At 70.6% G+C, this 18662-nt stretch carries 15 protein-coding genes and 1 tRNA gene; 9 read left to right on the top strand and 7 right to left on the bottom strand.

What is annotated here, in order from left to right:
* Positions 1 to 50 precede the first annotated feature (50 nt).
* Both AQJ27_RS32885 and AQJ27_RS32880 read right to left on the bottom strand, forming a co-directional pair.
* A tRNA-Arg gene (locus tag AQJ27_RS32885) sits at positions 51 to 123 on the bottom strand.
* Positions 124 to 191: 68 nt separating this feature from the next.
* Complete coding sequence (locus AQJ27_RS32880; protein WP_067376433.1) at positions 192 to 941, bottom strand: TetR/AcrR family transcriptional regulator; 750 nt, start codon at positions 939 to 941, stop codon at positions 192 to 194.
* 174 nt (positions 942 to 1115) lie between these two features.
* On the opposite strand from AQJ27_RS32880, the gene AQJ27_RS32875 reads away from it, so the two are divergent.
* Positions 1116 to 2711, top strand: coding sequence for an MFS transporter (locus tag AQJ27_RS32875; protein ID WP_079065422.1), 1596 nt, complete (start codon positions 1116 to 1118; stop codon positions 2709 to 2711).
* 114 nt (positions 2712 to 2825) lie between these two features.
* On the opposite strand, the gene AQJ27_RS32870 is transcribed toward AQJ27_RS32875, so the two are convergent.
* Together AQJ27_RS32870 and AQJ27_RS32865 are read right to left on the bottom strand one after the other, a co-directional pair.
* Positions 2826 to 4724: an IclR family transcriptional regulator domain-containing protein gene (locus AQJ27_RS32870; protein WP_079065421.1), complete on the bottom strand. Its 1899-nt coding sequence runs from the start codon at positions 4722 to 4724 to the stop codon at positions 2826 to 2828.
* A 235-nt stretch (positions 4725 to 4959) separates the two neighbouring features.
* Positions 4960 to 6243 carry a M6 family metalloprotease domain-containing protein gene (locus AQJ27_RS32865; protein ID WP_067376428.1) on the bottom strand — a complete coding sequence of 428 codons (1284 nt, stop codon included), beginning with the start codon at positions 6241 to 6243 and terminating at the stop codon, positions 4960 to 4962.
* A 472-nt stretch (positions 6244 to 6715) separates the two neighbouring features.
* On the opposite strand from AQJ27_RS32865, the gene AQJ27_RS32860 reads away from it, so the two are divergent.
* Entirely contained in the window at positions 6716 to 7360 is a 645-nt protein-coding gene (locus AQJ27_RS32860; RefSeq protein ID WP_067376426.1) for a TetR/AcrR family transcriptional regulator, read from the top strand.
* A 181-nt stretch (positions 7361 to 7541) separates the two neighbouring features.
* Positions 7542 to 9092, top strand: a complete 1551-nt coding sequence (locus tag AQJ27_RS32855) for an MFS transporter (protein WP_067376423.1) — start codon at positions 7542 to 7544, stop codon at positions 9090 to 9092.
* Positions 9093 to 9341: 249 nt separating this feature from the next.
* Here the strand turns inward: AQJ27_RS32855 and AQJ27_RS32850 are convergent, their stop codons facing one another.
* Complete coding sequence (locus AQJ27_RS32850; RefSeq protein WP_067376571.1) at positions 9342 to 9851, bottom strand: MarR family winged helix-turn-helix transcriptional regulator; 510 nt, start codon at positions 9849 to 9851, stop codon at positions 9342 to 9344.
* A 127-nt stretch (positions 9852 to 9978) separates the two neighbouring features.
* Between AQJ27_RS32850 and AQJ27_RS32845 the strand changes: the two genes are divergently transcribed.
* Entirely contained in the window at positions 9979 to 10791 is an 813-nt protein-coding gene (locus tag AQJ27_RS32845; RefSeq protein ID WP_067376420.1) for a dioxygenase family protein, read from the top strand.
* A gap of 31 nt (positions 10792 to 10822) precedes the next feature.
* Here AQJ27_RS32845 and AQJ27_RS32840 read toward each other — a convergent pair whose 3' ends face one another.
* Positions 10823 to 11377: a GNAT family N-acetyltransferase gene (locus AQJ27_RS32840; RefSeq protein WP_067376416.1), complete on the bottom strand. Its 555-nt coding sequence runs from the start codon at positions 11375 to 11377 to the stop codon at positions 10823 to 10825.
* A gap of 169 nt (positions 11378 to 11546) precedes the next feature.
* On the opposite strand from AQJ27_RS32840, the gene AQJ27_RS32835 reads away from it, so the two are divergent.
* Complete coding sequence (locus AQJ27_RS32835) at positions 11547 to 12548, top strand: sigma-70 family RNA polymerase sigma factor (RefSeq protein ID WP_067376413.1); 1002 nt, start codon at positions 11547 to 11549, stop codon at positions 12546 to 12548.
* A 579-nt stretch (positions 12549 to 13127) separates the two neighbouring features.
* Complete coding sequence (locus AQJ27_RS32830; RefSeq protein WP_067376567.1) at positions 13128 to 13703, top strand: TetR family transcriptional regulator; 576 nt, start codon at positions 13128 to 13130, stop codon at positions 13701 to 13703.
* A gap of 46 nt (positions 13704 to 13749) precedes the next feature.
* Here AQJ27_RS32830 and AQJ27_RS32825 read toward each other — a convergent pair whose 3' ends face one another.
* A complete protein-coding gene (locus tag AQJ27_RS32825) occupies positions 13750 to 14805 on the bottom strand; it encodes a helix-turn-helix transcriptional regulator (protein ID WP_067376564.1) in 1056 nt (351 codons plus the stop codon).
* A 62-nt stretch (positions 14806 to 14867) separates the two neighbouring features.
* On the opposite strand from AQJ27_RS32825, the gene AQJ27_RS32820 reads away from it, so the two are divergent.
* The 3 genes from AQJ27_RS32820 (at position 14868) to AQJ27_RS32815 (ending at position 18658) form a co-directional block, all read left to right on the top strand.
* Positions 14868 to 16442: an MFS transporter gene (locus AQJ27_RS32820; RefSeq protein WP_096240130.1), complete on the top strand. Its 1575-nt coding sequence runs from the start codon at positions 14868 to 14870 to the stop codon at positions 16440 to 16442.
* A 161-nt stretch (positions 16443 to 16603) separates the two neighbouring features.
* Positions 16604 to 16801 carry a hypothetical protein gene (locus AQJ27_RS56575; protein WP_159064443.1) on the top strand — a complete coding sequence of 66 codons (198 nt, stop codon included), beginning with the start codon at positions 16604 to 16606 and terminating at the stop codon, positions 16799 to 16801.
* 66 nt (positions 16802 to 16867) lie between these two features.
* Complete coding sequence (locus AQJ27_RS32815) at positions 16868 to 18658, top strand: HEXXH motif domain-containing protein (RefSeq protein ID WP_067376407.1); 1791 nt, start codon at positions 16868 to 16870, stop codon at positions 18656 to 18658.
* Positions 18659 to 18662: the final 4 nt, after the last annotated feature.

Here is an 18662-nt window from a genome sequence, read left to right as displayed (position 1 = left end):
GCTGCCGTCAAAGGCCCCGGACCATGATCGGTCCGGGGCCTTTTGCCTAGTGCCCCCGGCAGGATTCGAACCTGCGACACCCGCTTTAGGAGAGCGGTGCTCTATCCCCTGAGCTACGAAGGCGGGGGGATCTCTGGGAGACCCGGCGACTAGCGTAGCGGATTCGGTGGGGTGGGGGTTCTGGCGTTCGGTCAGTGGATGATTCGGGTTTCCAGGCCGTCCAGGACGCGGTCGAGGCCGTACTGGAAGTTCTCGTCGCGGGCGGTGCGGGGATCCTTGCCGCGTTGTTCGGCGTAGCCCTCGCGGAGGTGGGGGTAGGACTCGGCGGCCTGTTCGGCGGTGGGCCAGAGGCTTTCCACGTACTGCTGTTCGGTGTGGCCGCTGCGGGCGAGGACGTTGAGGTAGGCGGCCTCGCTGGTGGCCATGCCGGTGACGTAGGCGACGAGGGTCGAGGCGGCCTGGTCGGCCTCGGCGGTGGGCAGGCCCGCGCGGGTGAAGAGGGCGAGCAGGAACTCGGCCAGGCGCATCGCGTTCGGGCCGAGGTACGACATGCCCATCTCGCCGAGGACCGAGGCGATCCACGGGTGGCGCAGCATCGTCGCGCGCAGGCTCTGGGCGCAGCCGGTCGCGTCCGCGCGCCAGGTCGCGGGGTCGGTGGACCGGGGGATCTCGATTTCGCCGTAGATCTCGTCGATGGCCAGCTCGATGAGCTCGTCCTTGTTGGCCACGTGCCGGTAGAGCGAGGTGGCTCCGGCGCCGAGGCGGGTGCCGAGCTTGCGCATGCTCAGGGCGTCGATGCCGTCGGAGTCGAGCAGGCGTAGCGCTTCGGCGACGATCTGGTCCCGGCTCAGCGCCGGCTGTTCGCGGCCGGCCCGGGGGCGGGTCCACACCGACTGGACGGGCGTCTGCGGCCCCGTTTCGGCCTGCTCCTGGGGGGACATTCGGCTTCCTCTCTCCCGGTCCGGTCACCGTAGCGCACAGCATGCGCAGGGTGCGTACGCGTGCCCATGGATTCGTACGGTGTTCTCTCTTGCGTACAGTGTGCGCATCGCCGTACGGTGTTCCACAGAGCGCACGGTGTGTGCGGCTCAGCCCGTCGTTCGAGAGGTAGTGAGATGGACCGTCATCCGCGTCGCTGGCTCATCCTGATCGTGTTGTGCCTCAGCACCCTGGTGCTGGTCGTCGACAACATGGTTCTCACCGTGGCGATCCCGACGATCGCCGAGGACCTGAAGGCCAGCGCCCAGGACCTCCAGTGGATCCTCGACTCGTACATGCTGGTCTTCGCCGGGCTGCTGCTGACCGCGGGCAGCCTCTCCGACAAGTTCGGGCGGCGGAAGGTGATGGTCATCGGGCTCGCGCTCTTCGGGGCGGCCTCGGTGGTGGCCATGGAGGCCGCCACGCCCGGGGCACTGATCCTGGGGCGGGTGCTGATGGGCGTCGGGGGCGCGCTGATCATGCCCAGCACGCTGTCGATCCTGGTCACCGTCTTCGACGACGCCGAGCGGCCCAAGGCCATCGCCGCCTGGAGCGCCGTCGCCATGGTCGGGCTCGTCGGCGGTCCGGTCGTCGGCGGCGCGCTGCTGGCCCACTTCTGGTGGGGGGTCGTCTTCCTCCTCAACATCCCCATCGCCGGTCTCGCGATCATCGCCGCGCTGGTCCTCATGCCCGAGTCCAAAGGGCCCTGGCGCAAGGCCGATCCGATCGGCATGGTGCTGTCGATGGTCGGCATGACCGCGCTCATCTGGACGATCATCGAGTTCCCCAAGGGCGGGCTGAGTCAGCAGGGCACGCAGCTCTCGCTCGGCGTCGCCGTGCTCGCACTGGTCGGGTTCGGGGTGTGGGAGAGCCGCTGCTCCTCGCCGATGATCCCGGTCTCGATCTACCGCAACCGTGTCTTCACCGGCGCCAGCTTCTCCCTCGTGCTGCTGACCCTGGCCCAGGGCGGCCTGATGCTGGTGCTGACCCAGTACCTGCAGTTCGTCCTCGGCTACTCCGCCACCCAGACCGGTCTCGCCTTCACCCCGCTGGCCCTCGCGACCCTCGCCTTCAACAGCGTCGGCGCCGCCCTGCTGCCGAAGACCGGCAACCGCGCCATGGTGGTCTTCGGACTCCTCGTCATCGCCTCCGGGTTCGGGCTGCTGTCCACGCTGAACCCGGAGAGTGGGTGGGGCGTCCTCGCCGGTGCCATGTGCCTCATGGGCGCCGGTGGCGGGCTGACCATGCCCGCGGCGATGTCGGCCATGATGGGTGCGATCCCGGACGAGCACGCCGGTGTGGGCTCCGCGCTCAATGACACCGTCCAGCAGGCCGGCGCCGCGCTCGGTGTCGCCGTCCTCGGCGCGGTCCTCTCCAGCACCTTCACCGGCCACATGCCCGCCGCTGCCCCGGCCGCCGCCCGCCACTCGATCGGCGACGCCCTCGCCGTCGCCGCCCGCACCGGCGACAAGTCCCTGCTGGCCTCCGCCCACGACGCCTTCACCAGCGCGATGTCGGCGAGCTTCCTGGCGGGCGGGGCGGGAGTCCTGGTCGCGGCCGTCCTCGCCGTCTTCCTGATGCGCGACGGCCGGCCCGCCGGAGCCTCGGACCAGGGTGCGACCCAGGTTTTGTCGGAGGAGGTCGTGTCGGAGGAGAGGGTGTCGGAGGAAGGGGTGTCGGGTGAGGGTGAGTCCGAAGTCGTTTCGGCCGGGGGCGTGGAGGTCGGCCACTGACGCCCAGGGGGACCGGCACACCTGCTCCCGCCCGTGTCCGGACCACGTTCCCGTGGCCCGGACACGGGCGTTCCCGTGCTCAGGCGGTCGTCAGAAGGGGTACGCGCCGACGCGTCACGTCCGCGGTACCCGGCGGAACCGTCCCGCCACCCACAGGTCCTCCTCGATCCGTCCCACCGTGGCCCGCAACTCCGGCAGCACCTCGGCGACGCACTCCTCGGGCGTACGGCGGCTGCTGTGCATCGCGACATTGACGGCGGCCACGACCCGCCCGCCGCGCTCGCGCACCGGCATCGCGACCGAGCGCAGCCCCACCTCCAACTCCCCGTCGACCAGGGCGTATCCCTCTTCCCGTACGCGGTCCAGGACGGCCTTCAGCCGAGCGGGGTCCGTGATCGTGCGGGGGGTCAACGGGAGCAGTTCGGTGAGCGGGGGCTCGGGCAGGTCCGCCAGCATCACCCGGCCCAGCGCGGTGGGGTACGCGGGCAGACGGGTGCCGATGGTGATGTGGACGCTCATGACGCGGCTGGTGGAGACACGGCCCGTGTACTGGATCTCGTCGCCGGTCAGGACCGCCAGCGACACCGAGTCGTGCAGCCGCTGGGAGAGTTCGGTGAGGTGCGGGGCGGCGATCTCGGCGAGCGAGGTCCGTGACAGGGGAGGGAAGCCGAGGCCCAGCACGCGGGGGGTGAGGCGGAAGACGCGGTCGTGCGCGGTGACGTATCCGAGGTGTTCCAGGGTGATCAGGGCGCGGCGGGCGGTCGCCCGGGCGAGTCCGGTGGCCTGGGCGACCTCGGTGAGGTTCAGTTCGGCGCGACCCTCGCCGAAGGCGGTGATGACGGTGAGGCCCCGGGCCAGCGACTCGATGAACTCCCGGCCCAGTTCCTGCTTGGAGGCGCCGGTCCAGACGGCGAGGCCGGAGGGGGCGGCGGTGGTGCGGGGCGTGACGGATTCGGCGTGCTGTGCCTCGCGCAGTTCCCGTTCCATCGCGGCGACGGCCTCCCGCAGCCGGGGCAGCAGGGTGTCGCGCAGATCGGCCGCGGTGTGCCGGCTGGTGTGGCTGACCACGCTCACCACACAGGCGATGCGGCCCGCCTCCCGTACGGGCATGGAGAGGGCGACCAGGCCCGGTTCGATCAACTGGTCGTCCAGCGCCCAGCCGGCCTCCCGCGCCTCGGCCGTACGCTGCTCGAAGTCGTCGCCGAGGGCGGGAAGCCGACGTGCGCTTCGGCCGGCGCCCGGCTCCTGCGGCCTGTCCGCCGCGAGGCTTTCGGCGACGGTGAGGTCCTCGCCGGTGAGGCCCTTGGCGATGGTGAGGTCTTTGGCGGCGGTGAGGTCTTTGCCGTTCTTACTGTTCGTGCGGCTCGTGCCGATCCTGTCCTTCTCGTCGTTTCGGTCGTCCTCGCCGTACTCGATCGGCCGGCTCCGCGCCGGGACCGCCGGGAATCCCCGGTCCTCCGGGTCGGCCGCGCGCCGCTCTCGCCACCGCGCCCACTCCCGATCGCCCCACTCGGTGGCGAACAGCGGGCCGGGCGCGGTGCGTTCGGCGGGCAGCAGGTCGCCGATGCGGAAACTCAGCGACATGGCGCGGCGCCGGGTCGCCTGGTGGATGAAGCGGATGCCGTCCTGGTCGCCGACCGCGAGCGAGACGGACTCGTCGAGCTCGTCGGCGAGGGCGTCGGCGTGCGCGTCGAGGAGGCGGGGCAGGCGCAGGGCGGCCAGGTAGGCGTTGCCGAGTTCCATCAGACGGGGGGCCAGGACGGCGTCGCGGCCGTCGAGGCGTACGTACCCCCGGCGCGCCAGGGTCGCGGTGATCCGGTCGACGGTGGAGCGTGCGAGCCCGGTGGACCGCTCCAGCCCGCTGAGGCTGGACACTCCGTCGGCGTCGGTCAGCCGCCGCAGTACGGCGATACCGCGGATGAGGGGGGTGACGGCCTCGGCGGGCACCGCGGCCTCGGCGCCTGCGGCGCTGCTGGTGCCGGTCCCGGGGGCCGGTGCGACGTTCGATTGCATGGGCTCTCCGATGCGGATCTCTGAAGAGACGCAGTCGCGGATCTCCGAAGAGACTCAGGACAGACACCGTAGTCCTTGCACGGCCAGGTCAGCAGGTCGGAGGGCCGGGAGCGGCGGGGGAGAGAACGGTCGGGGGGCGGGGAGCGGCTGGTCAGGGACCGGGGGCGGCCGGTGAGGGGAAGGGGAGGGGAGGGGAGGGGAGGGGAGGAGAGGGGAGGGGAGAGGGAGCGGCCGGTCAGCGGCGGGTGACGGACACCCGGTAGTCACCGTTCGGATCCGCCGCCGTGACCGCGATCGTGATGCCGGTCTTGGGGTCCTTGAAGGACTCGCCCGGGGCGAAGGGGGCGTCGGAGAGTTCCGCGTGGACGTTGGGGCTGCGGGTACAGCCGCCGCTGTGGCGCTTGGAGTCGTAGACGGTGATGGGGCCGTTTCCGGTGTCCACGCCCGCGTCGACCTTGTAGATGAGGATGCCGGGGCGGCAGACGGCGGAGTCGTTGCCGTCGTGGGTGCGCAGTTCGAAGGCGTACCCCGTCTTGGTGCCGGTGGGTACGAAGACCAGCTTCTCGCCGCCGGGCCGGGACAGCGGGGTGAGGGTGTACTCCGTCGTCCCGGGCGACGCGACGCATCTGACCTGCGACTCGTCGAGCCAGCCCAGCTTCCACTTGTGCCAGCCGAGGAGGTCGTTGTCGGCTCCCCAGTCCTCGCTCATGATGTCCCAGTGGCCGACCGCGCCTCCGCCCTCCGGGGTGTAGAGGTCGGGCAGGCCGAAGGTGTGGCCGTTCTCGTGGGGGAGTACCCGGTAGCCGGTCTCGGCGTAGGAGCCGGAGCCGTCGTCCTGGCGGCTGTAGACGAAGGACGCGTTGGAGACGGGGACGCCGTCGGCTATGGGGGCCTCGGTGTTTCCGGCGAAGGTGACGGACAGGACGGTGTCCAGGGCGGAGGGCCCGGCGTTCGGCGTCACCAGCACGTTCAGGAGGTCGTACGAGCGGAAGTCCACCTCGGGGTCGGCCGTGGCCACTATGTCCTGGACCAGATCGCGGTAGCCGGGGTCGAAGGGGGCGCCGCGTTCTATGCCGTACGCCTTGAAGGGCTTGGGCATGCGCAGCCAGTGGTGGATGGGGGTCTCGGGGCGGTAGTCGAGGCGGCCGTAGGAACTGGTGCGAAACCAGTTCTGGGTCTGCGGGAAGAACTCGGCGAGCCGGTCGAGTGCGCTGCCCGGGCCGGGCGCGTCGGAGAAGTCGACCATCAGGGTGAGGGCTCGGACGGTGCCGGTGGAGCGGGCGTATCCGGGTTGGGTCGGTATGCCCTCGCCCATCTGTACGCCCATCGCGCCGCTGATCATGCAGGGACCGAGCGCCGTGGAGCGGGCCAGCGCGATGGAGCCCGCCGTCGTGGAGCCCGCCGGGAGGTGACCGGTGCCGGCGGAGGTGCTGACCGTCAGCGTCAGAAGGGTCACTGTGGCGAGGGCGGCCACGCGGCGCGAGCGTATCCGGCGGGTGGTGGGCTGCATCGGCTTCATGCAGGGGCCCTTCGCTCACGGCAGCCGCCCGGTCACCGGCTGCACCCTGTGCGATCACCCTGTGACGGGGGATGCGGGGGCGCGCGCTGGAAGAGCCCGAACGTGGGTTTCTTGCCGGGGGAGGGGTGACGGGAGCCGCGTCAGAGGTTTGGCCGTGGGGCGGGGCGGGGCGGTGCGGATGTGGGGGCGTGGGCCGGGGAGGGCGTGGGATGGGGCGGATGTGCGGGCCAGGGCTGGGGCGGATGCCGAGCCGTGGCGGGGGCGGATGCCGAGCTGAGGGCCGCGTCGGATGTTCGGCCGCGCGCCGCGGTGGGCCGCCCACCCCCTAGTGACGCAGGTCACATCAGATCGCTGGGAATGGGGGAAATAACCGGGGACCGTTTCCCCGTTTAGCCATGTGTCCGAGCGAAACGGGGACGGATTCCCCGGATCGCGCCACAGTCTTCCTACACCTACGTCTGAGGAGTACGCCGTGGAGACCGCCACCCCCGTGAAGCGTCGCGTGCCCCGGCCCCGCGCCGATGCCCTGCGCAACCGGGAGCGGATCGTCGCCGCCGCGCGTGAGATGTTCGTCGAGTTCGGCCCCGACGTGCCGTTCGACGAGATCGCCCGCCGCGCCGGTGTCGGCAACGCCACGGTGTACCGCAACTTCCCGGACCGCGACGCGCTCGCGCGGGAGGTCGTCTGCTCGGTCATGGACCGCACGTCGGAGTGGATCGAGTCGGCTCTCGGCGAGGGCGCCGACGCCTTCCAGGCGCTGAGCGACTTCGTGCACTTCGCGGCGGACGAGCGGATCGGCGCCCTGTGCCCCATGCTCTCCGAAGCCTTCGACCAGCACCACCCGGATCTGTTCGCCGCAAGCGAGCGGACCATGGAGTTGGTCGGCGCGCTGATGAGGCGCGCCCGCGAGGCCGGACAGTTGCGGCCCGACGTCGAGTCAGGTGACCTCATGGTCGCCGTCAGTCAGCTCACCCGGCCGCTGCCCGGCACCGCGTGCCAGGGCATCGACCGCTTCGTGCACCGTCATCTGCAGCTGTTCCTGGACGGTCTGCGGGCACCGGCCCGCTCCGTACTGCCCGGAGTGGCGGCCACCGTGGAGGATCTGCGAACAGCCTGACCAGCATCCAGACCAGCCTGACCGATGAGATCGGCGCACAGCGCCAGTCTTCAGTCCGACGTTAGTCCGAACTTAGTCCAACAAGCTTCCGGAGGCTTGCGGCCGTCGTCGACGACGAGCCGCCGGCTCCCGTGACCTTCCCTCACCTTTTTCACTGCGAAGTACCGGAGTGGGTATCCCCATGTCTGAAACAGGCACCTCAGCCTCGGCACAGTCGGCGGCCGAACTCGCCGACGCACACAGCAACCGCTGGAAAGCGCTCGCGTTCATCGCGCTCGCCCAGCTGATGGTCGTCCTCGACGCGACCATCGTGAACATCGCGCTGCCCTCCGCCCAGCAGGACCTGGGGATATCGGACGGCAACCGTCAGTGGGTCATCACGGCCTACGCCCTCGCCTTCGGCGGTCTGCTGCTCTTCGGCGGCCGTATCGCCGACCTGTGGGGCCGCAAGCGCACCTTCGTCACCGGTCTGATCGGCTTCGCGGGCGCCTCCGCCATCGGCGGCGCCGCGCAGAGCGAGGCGATGCTGCTCGGCGCCCGCGCCCTGCAGGGCGCCTTCGGTGCCCTCCTGGCCCCCGCCGCGCTCTCGCTGCTCGCGGTGATGTTCACCGACGCCAAGGAGCGCGCCAAGGCGTTCGGCATCTACGGTGCGATCGCCGGTGGCGGTGGCGCCGTCGGCCTGATCCTCGGCGGCTTCCTCACCGAGTACCTGAACTGGCGCTGGACGTTCTTCGTGAACATCCCGTTCGCGATCATCGCCGCCCTGGGCGCGTACTTCGTCATCCGTGAGCCGGCCGGCGGCCGCAACCGCTCGCCGCTCGACATCCCCGGTGTCATCCTCTCCACCCTGGGCCTGGTCTCCCTGGTCTACGGCTTCACCCGTGCCGAGTCCAACGGCTGGAGCGACTCCACCACCATCGGTCTGTTCGTCGCCTCGGCGGTGCTGCTCGCGGCCTTCGTGTTCACGGAGTCCAAGGTCAAGGCCCCGCTGCTGCCCCTGCGCGTCATCACCGAGCGCAACCGCGGTGGTGTCTACCTCTCGCTCGGCCTCGCGATCATCGCGATGTTCGGCCTGTTCCTGTTCCTGACCTACTACCTGCAGATCGTGAAGGGCTACTCGCCGGTCAAGACCGGCTTCGCCTTCCTGCCGATGATCGCGGGCATGATCACGGGCTCCACCCAGATCGGCGCCCGTCTGATGACCCGCGTCCCGCCGCGGCTGCTGATGGCACCGGGCTTCGCCCTGGCCGCCGTGGGCATGCTGCTGCTGACCCAGATGGAGGTCAACTCCTCCTACGCGGGTCTGCTGCTCCCGGCCCAGCTGCTGCTCGGCCTCGGTATGGGTACGGCGTTCATGCCGGCCATGTCCCTGGCCACGTACGGTGTGCAGCCGAAGGACGCCGGTGTCGCCTCCGCGATGGTCAACACCTCGCAGCAGGTGGGCGGCGCGATCGGTACGGCCCTGCTGAACACGATCGCCGCCTCGGCGACCACCTCGTACATCAAGGACCACATCGGTGGTGCCGCCTCCAAGTCGCAGCAGCAGCTCGTCCAGCTGCAGGGCATGGTGAACGGCTACACCAACGCCATCTGGTTCGCCGTCGGCATCCTGGTGGTCGCGGCCACGATCGCCGCGACCCTCGTCAACACCGGCCGCCCGGACATGTCCGCGGCCTCCGGCGCGGGCGACGGCGTCGAGGACGAGGTCAAGGTGCCGGTGATCGCCCACTGATCACCCGTACCGCCCGTACCGCCGCTGGTACCTCCGGTGCTTCAGGTGCTTCGAGTGCGGGCGCGGGGTGGGGACGCCTCGCCCGTACGATTCCCAGGGTCCGCCCCGGTTCCGAGTTCATCGGGACCGGGGCGGACCCGCGTCCACTCCCGGTCAGCCCGTCAACCCGTCAACCCGTCAGCCCGTAACCCTGTCAGCCCGTCAGCCCGTAACCCTGTCAGCCCGTCAGCCCGTAACCCCATCACCCCGTCAACGCAGCCAAGGCAGGTCCGCGCCCGCGTCCTTCGGCTGCAGCCCCTCGGCGATGATCCGCATGGCCTCGCCGAGGGCCTTGTGCTGTTCGGGTGTGAGCCGGTCGAAGAAGGCCTGCCGTACGGCGTCGACATGGCCCGGCGCGGCCTTGCTCAGCACCTCGTAACCGGCGTCGGTGAGGACGGCGAACTGGCCCCGTTTGTCGGAGGGGCAGTCCTCGCGGCGCACCCACCCGTTCTTCTCCAGGCGGGCGATCGCGTGCGAGAGACGCGAGCGGGTGATCTTCGCGTTCATGGCCAGCTCGGTCATCCGCAGCCTTCGGCGCGGCGCCTCGACGAGCTGGACGAGCAGACCGTAGTAGACGTGCGGCATGCCCGCGTCGCGCTGCAGCTGACGGTCGAGATGGTCCTCGAGGAGGGTGGCGGCGTTCATGTACGCACGCCAGGTGCGCTGTTCCTCGTCGGTGAGCCAGCGCGGCTCTTCAGCGGATGCGGATGCCGTAGTCATGTACTCCACTGTACGAGCCCCTTCTTGAATATTAAACAAATCGAGAGTATGGTTCCGCATGGAAGCTTGAGACTTCAAATAACTTCCCCATCGGTCTTACGATGGACCCCCGGAGGGAGCAGCCGCCATGTCTGTCGCCACGTCTGCCGTCACCGAGGGGCGTGCCCCGCAGGAGCGCATGCCCGCCCTCTACCTCAGTCATGGCGCTCCGCCGCTCGCCGACGACCCGATCTGGCCCGGAGAGCTGGCCGCCTGGTCCGCCGAACTGCCCCGCCCCAAGGCGATCCTGATGGTCTCCGCCCACTGGGAGGAGGCCCCGCTGGCCCTCGGCGCGGTCCAGACCGTACCGCTCGTCTACGACTTCTGGGGCTTCCCCGAGCACTACTACCAGGTCCGGTACGCGGCTCCCGGCGCCCCCCAACTCGCCGAGTCCGTACGGAAGCTGCTGCGCGCCCCGGGCGTTCCCGTCCAGGACATCCCGGACCGCGGCCTCGACCACGGCGCCTACGTCCCTCTGGTCGAGATGTTCCCCGACGCCGACATCCCTGTCCTGCAGATCTCCATGCCGACCCTCGATCCAGTGAAGTTGATGGAGATCGGACGCAAGCTGGCGCCGCTGCGCGACGAGGGCGTCCTGATCGTGGGCTCCGGCTTCTTCACCCACAACCTGGCCGCGCTGCGCCAGGGCGGAATCCCCTCCTGGTCGGTCGAGTTCGACGACTGGGGCCACCGGGCCCTGGACGCCCGTGACTGGGACGCCCTGCTCGACTTCGGTCACAAGTCCCCGGCCGGCCTGCTCGCCCACCCCCGCACCGAGCACTTCGCCCCGCTCTTCGTGACGATGGGCGCGGCGGACGCCACGGGCGAGCTGGACGAGCAGCGGTCGGTGATCGACGGGTTCTGGCTGGGGCTGGCCAAGCGGTCGGTGCAGTTCGGCTGATCCAGAGGTCCTTCAGTCAGAGGTCCATCGGCTAGAGGTCCGTCGGCTGGAGGTCCTTCTCGTACCAGGCCACATCCCAGTACCGGCCGAACTTCCGGCCCACCTCCCGGTACGTACCGACGTAGCGGAACCCGAAGCGTTCGTGCAGCCTCACTGACGCTTCGTTGGGTTGGGCGATGCCCGCGTAGGCGCGGTGCACGTCCTCGTCGGCGAGCGCCTCGAAGAGGGCCTTGTAGAGCAGCGTGCCGACGCCCCGGCCGCCCGCGTCCGGGGCGAGGTAGATGGTGACCTCGACTGAGGTGGCGTAGGCGGGCTTGGGGCGGAACGCGCTGGACGTGGCGTATCCCAGAATTCGCTGTGCGTTTCCGGGAACCCCCTGTGAGTCCGTGTCCGTGGCAACCATCAGGCGGTGCGGGCCGTCTTCAGGGTGGGAGAGCAGCCAAGGGCGACGCTCTTCCGAGGTGAAGACGGCAGTGTCGAATGTGATGGGGGTCTCGCGAACGTAGTGGTTGTAGATGGCCGTGAGAACGTCGAGGTCGGCCTCGACTCCTGGCCTGACCTGCGCCTCTGTACGTTCCGTTGACATCCGACCTCCCGCTGTGGCGGCACAGGGTACTGCATGATCAGAAAAATAGGAGGGCGGGTTGGGAATTCTGTCCGGATTCCAGTCGTTGTTTCCTTCGGATGCCGGGCACTCGGAAGAGTGTCCGAGCCGCCACTAGGACCCGCAAGCCCACCATCGCAAGGGAGCACGCATGGCAACCCGTGCCGTCGCCCGTCGTCAGTCCGCCACCGGCGAGACCAGCGACGCGGCACGCAGTGTTCGCGCCGTAGGCGGCGAAATCGCCGACCGCGACCTGGTCGGCATGTACCTCGACGAGATCGCGCGTACGCCGCTGCTCGACGCCGCCAAGGAAGTCGAGCTGTCCCAGATCATCGAGGCGGGTGTGTTCGCTCGGCAGATCCTCGACGACGAGGTCGATGCCCCCAAGGCGGACGCGACCCGCGAGGAGCTCGAGGCGCTGGTCGCCGAGGGGGAGCGGGCCAAGGACGTCTTCATCCGCTCCAACCTGCGGCTGGTCGTCGCCGTGGCCCGGCGGTATCCCCGTAGCGGCCTGCCCCTGCTCGACCTGATCCAGGAGGGCAACGCGGGCCTGGTGCGCGCGGTCGAGAAGTTCGACTACCGCAAGGGCTTCAAGTTCTCGACGTACGCCACCTGGTGGATCCGTCAGGCCATCACCCGCTCCATCGCCGACCAGTCGCGCACGATCCGCCTCCCCGTGCACCTGGTCGAGGAGCTGGGCCGGATCCGTCGCGTGCAGCGCGAGTTCAACCGCAAGAACGGGCGCGAGCCCGAGCACGCGGAGATCGCCGCCGAGCTGGACTCGACCCCGGAGCGCGTGACGGATGTCCTGGACTGGGCCCGCGACCCGGTCTCGCTGAACATGTCGGTGGACGACGACGGTGACACCCAGTTCGGTGACCTCCTCGAGGACACCTCCGCGGTCTCGCCCGAGCAGTCCGTCCTCACCCTGCTGCGCAGCGAGGAGCTCGACGACCTGATCGGCCGCCTCGACCAGCGCACGGCCTCGATCATCAAGATGCGGTACGGCATCGACGACGGCCGGGAGCGCACGCTCACGGAGGTCGGCAAGGAGCACGGGCTCACCCGTGAGCGCATCCGCCAGATCGAGAAGCACGCGCTGCTGGAGCTGAAGAAGCTGGCCCGCGACACCGGTTTTGACGCGGCGGCTTAAGAATGTCCGCGGTTCGTGCGGTTTGCGTGGTTCATGTGGTTGGTGTGCCACGTATGGTTCGTACGGGTTCGACGGATCTGACGGATCTGACGGCCCCGAGGTCGGCCATAAGTCGACCGGACATGGCCATGTAACGCCGCTTAACTCGCTGGGCTCTGGGCACAAGACTTCAGGGCCCAGGGTTCAGGGTCCCGGGGCGCAGCCCCAAGACCCCCCAGAACCGAGTCCCGACGCACTCCCCCCCCCGCGCCGGGACTCTCCAGAGCCGAGCTTCGGCGCCTTCCCCCCCCTGGCGCCGGGGCTCGGCTCCTTTTTGTGCAGGGTTCGGCGGGGTCGGCCGGGGCTCGTCCGGGGACGGGGCGGGGTTCGTTCGGAGCGGGCCGGGGTTCGATCGGGCCGCGATCCGGGGGAGCGGTGGTTTTCGGGCAGGCAGACGGGCCACCCCGTACCTGAACCCCGGGGTGACCCGGATGGCAGATTGTGCCACAGGGGCATAACCTGCCGTTCGTGACCGGTACCGACCGCGCGGCCGCCGTTCCCGGGCTCTCGCTCACGGAGCGACGCAAGGCCGCCACGCGGATGGAGATCGCGCGGGCCGCGGCCGGGCTCTTCATGAGGCACGGTCTGCGCGCCACCCGAGCCGAGGACATCGCCCGCGCCGCCGGTGTCGCGCCACGCACCTTCTACCGCTACTTCGCCGGCAAGGAAGAGTGCCTCGCCCCGCTCTTCTCCGCGGGCGTCGAGAAGTGGGCCGAGGCCGTACGTGACGCCCCGGCCGACCTGTCCGTGCCGGAGGCGCTTCGCCACGCCGTCGTCCAGACCCTCACCCCGGGCGTAGGGGTGCGACCGGAGTCCATGGACTGGGTCCGCGCCCTGCTCCGGTTGGCCGAGGGGAGCCCGGCGCTGCTGAGGGTGTGGGGCGAGGCGTGTCAGGGGGCGGAGCGGACGCTGGCTCGGGTGCTGGAGGCGAGGGCTGCCGTGGCGGGCGGCGGGACGGAGTTCCGGCTCGGTGCCGCCGTGGCCGGTGCGGCGGTTCGCGCGGCGGTGGAGGTCTGGGCCGCCGGCGACGAGCCGGCCGACGGTCCGGCCGGACCGGTCGCGCTCGCGGTACGTCATCTGGAAGCGCTGCGTGACTTTCCCTGGGGTACCGCGTGACTTTCCTCCCGTGTGGCTTCCTCTGGACGCCGGGCCCGCGCGGGGCTCACCCGGCTCTGACGCCGCGCCCTTCCCGGCGACCGCCCTCCGCCCCGTCTCCCGCCCCGCCCCCTGTCCCGCCCTCCGACCCGTCTTCCGAGCCGCCCGCCGCCCGGGTCAGGCGCCCGCCCCACTCCCGTACGCACTCCACCAGTTCGGCCGGCCGTCGCACCGTGAACTCGCAGTCGACCATCGCGAGCCGTACCGCCAGCCACTCCACGGAGTCCCCGGCGGAGGAACGCAGCAGACAGTTGCGCTCGTCGATCGGCTCGGGCGCGCCGAACCACTTGGGCAGACGGGCCGCGACGAACGCGGCGGGCGCGGCGAAGGCCACCTCGAAGTCGTACGTCTCCTGGCGCCCGTACATCGACTGCCGCAGGTATTCGGCCGCGTTCCCCGTCGGCAGTTCGCGTGGCGTGAAACGGACGCCGGTCGCGAAGGGCTCGGCGATCCGGTCGACGCGGAAGGTGCGCCAGTCGTCGCGGTCGAGGTCGTAGGCGACGAGGTACCAGCGACGGCCGGTGGACACGAGGCGGTAGGGCTCGGCCAGGCGTTGGGAGGGGGTGTCGTCCCCCGAGCGGTAGGCGAACCGCAGCCGTTCCCGCCCGGTCACCGACGCGGCGATCACGGTCAGCGTCTCCGGCGCGATGCTCGCCCCGTCCCCGCTGGTCAGCGGGGTGGTCGCGGCCTGGAGCGTGGACACACGGTGGCGCAGCCGGGACGGCAGCACCTGCTCCAGTTTGGCGAGGGCCCGTACGGAGGCCTCGTCGACGCCCTCGACCGCGTGCCCGGCGCCGGCCCGCAGCCCCACCGCGATCGCCACCGCCTCCTCGTCGTCGAGCACGAGCGGCGGCATCGCCTTGCCCGCCACCAGCCGGTACCCGCCGTCGGCCCCCTTCGTCGCCTGCACCGGATAACCCAGCTCCCGGAGCCGGTCGATGTCGCGGCGGACGGTACGCCGGGACACGCCCAGCCGCTCGGAGAGCTCGCCGCCGGGCCATTCGCGGGGTGTCTGGAGGAGGGAGAGCAGCTGGAGGAGCCGGGCCGGGGTGTCCGTCGTCATGTTTCCCAGAGTGCCGCACATCTAGGACATGATCTGACCTAATGGGGGTCTACCTTCAAGCCATGACCTCCACCGAGACCACTCCCAGCAGTCCGGCCGAGCCGCCGCAGGGCCCGGCAGCCGCGGCCGACCGACGGCGCTGGTTCGCGCTCGCCATCGTGATGACCGCGGCCTTCATGGACCTGGTCGACGTCACGATCGTCAACATCGCGATTCCCTCGATCCAGCGGGACGAGGGCGCGTCTTTCAGCCAGATCCAGTGGATCACCGCCGGCTACGCGCTCGCCTTCGCCGCCGGGCTCATCACCGGTGGACGGCTCGGCGACATCCACGGCCGCAAGCGGCTCTTCCTGGTCGGCATAGGGGGCTTCACGATCGCCTCCGCGCTGTGCGGCTTCGCCGCGAACCCGGAGATGCTCGTCGCCTCGCGCATTCTTCAGGGCGGGATGGCCGCGCTGATGGTGCCGCAGGTGCTGTCGATCGTGCACGCGACCTTCCCGGCGCACGAGCGGGGCAAGGTCTTCGGCCTCTTCGGAGCGATCGTCGGCCTGGGCGCCGTGTCCGGCCCGCTGCTCGGCGCGCTGCTCACCGAGTGGAACCTCTTCGGTCTCGAATGGCGGCCGATCTTCCTCATCAACCTGCCGGTGGGCATCGCCGCGCTGATCCTGGGACGACGTTTCATCAGCGAGTCCAAGGCCCCGAAGGCCCTCAAGCTCGACCTCGTCGGCGTGGCCCTCGTGACGCTGGGCCTGCTGATGCTGCTCTACCCGCTGACGCGAGGGCGTGAGCTGGGCTGGCCGCTGTGGGGGTACATGTCGATGGGCGGCGCCCTCCTCGTCTTCGCGGCGCTGGTGGCGTTCGAGCGGCGGAAGGCGGCGCGGGACGGTTCGCCGCTGGTCGAGCTGTCGCTGTTCAAGGTGAAGAGCTTCGCGGCGGGCATCGCCGTCCAGACTGTCTTCGGGGTCGGCCTCGGCATCTTCTTCCTGGTCTGGACGCTGTACATGCAGGTCGGCCTGGGCTGGCGCCCGCTGCGGGCGGGTCTGACCGGGGTCCCGTTCTCGATCGCGGTGTCGGCCGCGGCGGGCATGTCGGTGCAGCTGCTCGTCCCGCGCTTCGGGCGCAAGGTGCTCCAGGCGGGCGCCCTGATCATGGCGGCCGGGGTGCTGCTCTACATCTGGGAGTCCGAGCGGTACGGCCTGTCCATCGCCTCCTGGCAGATGGCGCTTCCGCTGGTCGTCATGGGCGCGGGCATGGGCTTCATCGTGGCCCCGCTGACCGACGCGGTGCTGTCGGAGGTCCCGCGCGAGCACTCCGGTTCGGCGTCCGGCCTCATCAACACCGTGCAGCAGATGGGCAACGCGCTCGGACTCGGCCTGGTGTCCGTGGTCTTCTTCGGCCAGATCGGCGACCATTTGACCCAGGCCCAGGTGGGCCCGGCCTTCGTCAACGGCTTCCAGCACGCGCTGGGCTGGGTCGTGGCGGTGATGGTCGCGATCTTCCTGCTGATGTTCGCGCTGCCGAAGCGGCCGGCGCAGCATGTCGAGGGGGCGCAGGACACCGCGGTCGGCGAGCAGGAGAGCGCGAACCCGGCGGCGGGCGCTCCGCTGTCCGACAGTGAGCCGGCGTTGACGGGCTGACGTTCTGGTGCCGATGCCCTCGTGCTGACTGCCCTCGTGCTGACTGCCTGGTGCTGACGTCCTGGTTGTGTGCCCGTCCTCCGCCGCCGGAGGGCGGGCAAACCGCGCTGGTGCAGTGGTTCAGCGTTTCTTGAGAGCACACGTTGATATACCGTGACGCCATGTCATCGAGGGAACACGTCACCTCCCGTGAAGCGGTGCTCTCCGGGGCGCCGCAATCCTGGCTTCCCACGTTGTCGGCGCTGTCGCTCGAGGAGGTCGCGGCCCTTGATGACGCCGTTCTACGGCCGTCGATCGAGCGCCTGAGGCTTCGGGTCGGTCGCCCCCTCTCCACCATCGCGGGCAGCGACGGCAGTTAGGGCCCCGTCGCGATCTGCCACGGAGTGCCCCAGTCACGGCCCTGTGAACAAGGAATCGTCGTGCCGATGCGCCGTCACCACCTTTCCGAACCCGTCCTGGACGCGCTGAACTCCGTCACCGAGGACGAGGAAGCCGTCGGATTCCTGCTCGACGCGGAGTCGAGCCGACGCCTGTTGCTGTTGCGTGCGATCCGCGACGCGGCAGCGGATGAGACGGCAGCGGATGCCGACGACGTACGTCGGGCCTGGCGACTGCTCGAAGCCGCCGAGCGGGCGGACCCGGCGGGCTTCCGTACGGTGCTCCTCGACCCGCAGGTCGGTGTGTGGTCGGCGAGCCTGCTGCGCAGACTGTCCCGCCCGGATCCGGCGGCGACCGTGGGTGAGCCCCCGTTGCGCGTGGAACTGGGGTTCCTCGGGCAGCTGGCGGCGGCCGTGTTCATCGGCGCCGGCGCCGACTTCCGCGCGCGCGTGCCGGTGCAGGACGGCCGGGTGTTCCTGCCGGGCCTCGGCCGGGCGACGGTCGGCGGTGATCCCTGGGGCACCGCCGAGGTGTGGGGGCACGACGGCGCGGTCCGGGTCGCCGCGGGCGACGTGACCGTGACGTTGCCGGACGACAGGGAGAACGACGTCCCGGGGTGGGAGGGGCAGCGGCGGCTGCGCGCGGAGCACGCGGGCATGCGGCTGACCGTCACCCTCGACGACCTGGGACCCTACGCACCGGTGCCGGCGCTGGCGGCGCCGGGACGGCTCTCCTCCGCGCAGTTCGCTTCTTGGCAGCACTGGTTCGCACGCATGTGGCCGGTGCTGGTGAACGATCACGTGGTCAGCGCCCGGGCCCTGACCACGGGGTTGCGCTCCGTCGTTCCGCTGCCGCGGGGCGAGCGGCTGCGTGCGCGGGCGGCTTCGTCGAGCGACGCGTTCGGGTGCCTGTTGCTCTCCGAGCCGGACGAGGACGAGGACGTCCTCCCGGCTCAGCTCGGCGTCGCCCTCGTACATGAGTTCCGGCACACCCTGCTCAACGGCCTCATCTTTCTCACGCCCCTGTTCGAGGAGTGCGACGAGCTGTTCTACGCGCCCTGGCGGGACGATCCGCGCCCTCTCGGCGGGCTGGTCCATGGGGCTTATGCCTTCTCCGGGGTCGCGCACTACTGGCGCACACGAGGTGCGGAGGGGCTCGCGGGCTTCGAGCACGCGCTGTGGCGCAGCGCCGTGCGCGGGGTGCTCGGAACCCTGCGCGAGCACCCCGCGCTCACTCCCCTGGGGCACGCGCTGGTCGACAGCCTGGACGAACAGACCACCGGCTGGCATGCGGAGCCGGTGGGAGTACGCGAACAGCGCCTCGCGCACCTCGCGACGGTCCACCACCGTGCGACCTGGCGCGCACACCATCTCCAGGTGCCCGCGGCGCATGCGAAGGAGCTGGCGGAGGCCTGGTCCGCGGGGCGGCCCGGGCACGCCGTCACGCGGCACCCCGAGCCCGCGCTGCGGGCCGATCCGGGGGCCTGCCGACTGGACACGCTCGCGCTGCTGGCGCGCCTCGGCCTTGTCGCCCCCGGGGAGTTCGACGCCCTGCGTGCGGCGGAGAACCCCGCGAGGAAGGTGCCGGGTGTCGTCCCCGCCGATCTGGCGCTGGTGGACGGCGACGCCACGACCGCGGTCAAGCTGTACGGCGAGGAGCTCAGCGGTCCGGATGCCAGGCCCGCGGCCTGGGCCGGGCTCGGCCTGGCGCTGGCCGAGTGCGGCGAGCGGGCCGCCGGGAACGCCCTGACCGAACGCCCCGAACTGGCCCTGGCCGTCGGCCGCGCGCTGCCCACCCCGCCGGATCCGGTGCTCCTGGCCCACTGGCTCGCGGAGTAGCGAC

It is taken from the genome of Streptomyces olivochromogenes (assembly GCF_001514115.1).
Taxonomy (GTDB): Bacteria; Actinomycetota; Actinomycetes; order Streptomycetales; family Streptomycetaceae; genus Streptomyces; species Streptomyces olivochromogenes.
Note: the sequence above shows the minus strand (reverse complement) of the source record. Positions and strands in the feature narration are given on the sequence as shown.

What these genes read in the sequence shown, in the direction of transcription:
- AQJ27_RS32845 (WP_067376420.1), top strand. Translation starts at nt 9,979, where the DNA reads ATGTCTGTCGCCACGTCTGCCGTCACCGAGGGGCGTGCCCCGCAGGAG.
- AQJ27_RS32815 (WP_067376407.1), top strand. Translation starts at nt 16,868, where the DNA reads ATGCGCCGTCACCACCTTTCCGAACCCGTCCTGGACGCGCTGAACTCC.
- AQJ27_RS32825 (WP_067376564.1), bottom strand. Translation starts at nt 14,805, where the DNA reads ATGACGACGGACACCCCGGCCCGGCTCCTCCAGCTGCTCTCCCTCCTC.
- AQJ27_RS32870 (WP_079065421.1), bottom strand. Translation starts at nt 4,724, where the DNA reads ATGCAATCGAACGTCGCACCGGCCCCCGGGACCGGCACCAGCAGCGCC.
- AQJ27_RS32820 (WP_096240130.1), top strand. Translation starts at nt 14,868, where the DNA reads ATGACCTCCACCGAGACCACTCCCAGCAGTCCGGCCGAGCCGCCGCAG.
- AQJ27_RS32850 (WP_067376571.1), bottom strand. Translation starts at nt 9,851, where the DNA reads ATGACTACGGCATCCGCATCCGCTGAAGAGCCGCGCTGGCTCACCGAC.
- AQJ27_RS32830 (WP_067376567.1), top strand. Translation starts at nt 13,128, where the DNA reads ATGGAGATCGCGCGGGCCGCGGCCGGGCTCTTCATGAGGCACGGTCTG.
- AQJ27_RS32865 (WP_067376428.1), bottom strand. Translation starts at nt 6,243, where the DNA reads ATGAAGCCGATGCAGCCCACCACCCGCCGGATACGCTCGCGCCGCGTG.
- AQJ27_RS32880 (WP_067376433.1), bottom strand. Translation starts at nt 941, where the DNA reads ATGTCCCCCCAGGAGCAGGCCGAAACGGGGCCGCAGACGCCCGTCCAG.
- AQJ27_RS32875 (WP_079065422.1), top strand. Translation starts at nt 1,116, where the DNA reads ATGGACCGTCATCCGCGTCGCTGGCTCATCCTGATCGTGTTGTGCCTC.
- AQJ27_RS56575 (WP_159064443.1), top strand. Translation starts at nt 16,604, where the DNA reads ATGTCATCGAGGGAACACGTCACCTCCCGTGAAGCGGTGCTCTCCGGG.
- AQJ27_RS32835 (WP_067376413.1), top strand. Translation starts at nt 11,547, where the DNA reads ATGGCAACCCGTGCCGTCGCCCGTCGTCAGTCCGCCACCGGCGAGACC.
- AQJ27_RS32840 (WP_067376416.1), bottom strand. Translation starts at nt 11,377, where the DNA reads ATGTCAACGGAACGTACAGAGGCGCAGGTCAGGCCAGGAGTCGAGGCC.
- AQJ27_RS32855 (WP_067376423.1), top strand. Translation starts at nt 7,542, where the DNA reads ATGTCTGAAACAGGCACCTCAGCCTCGGCACAGTCGGCGGCCGAACTC.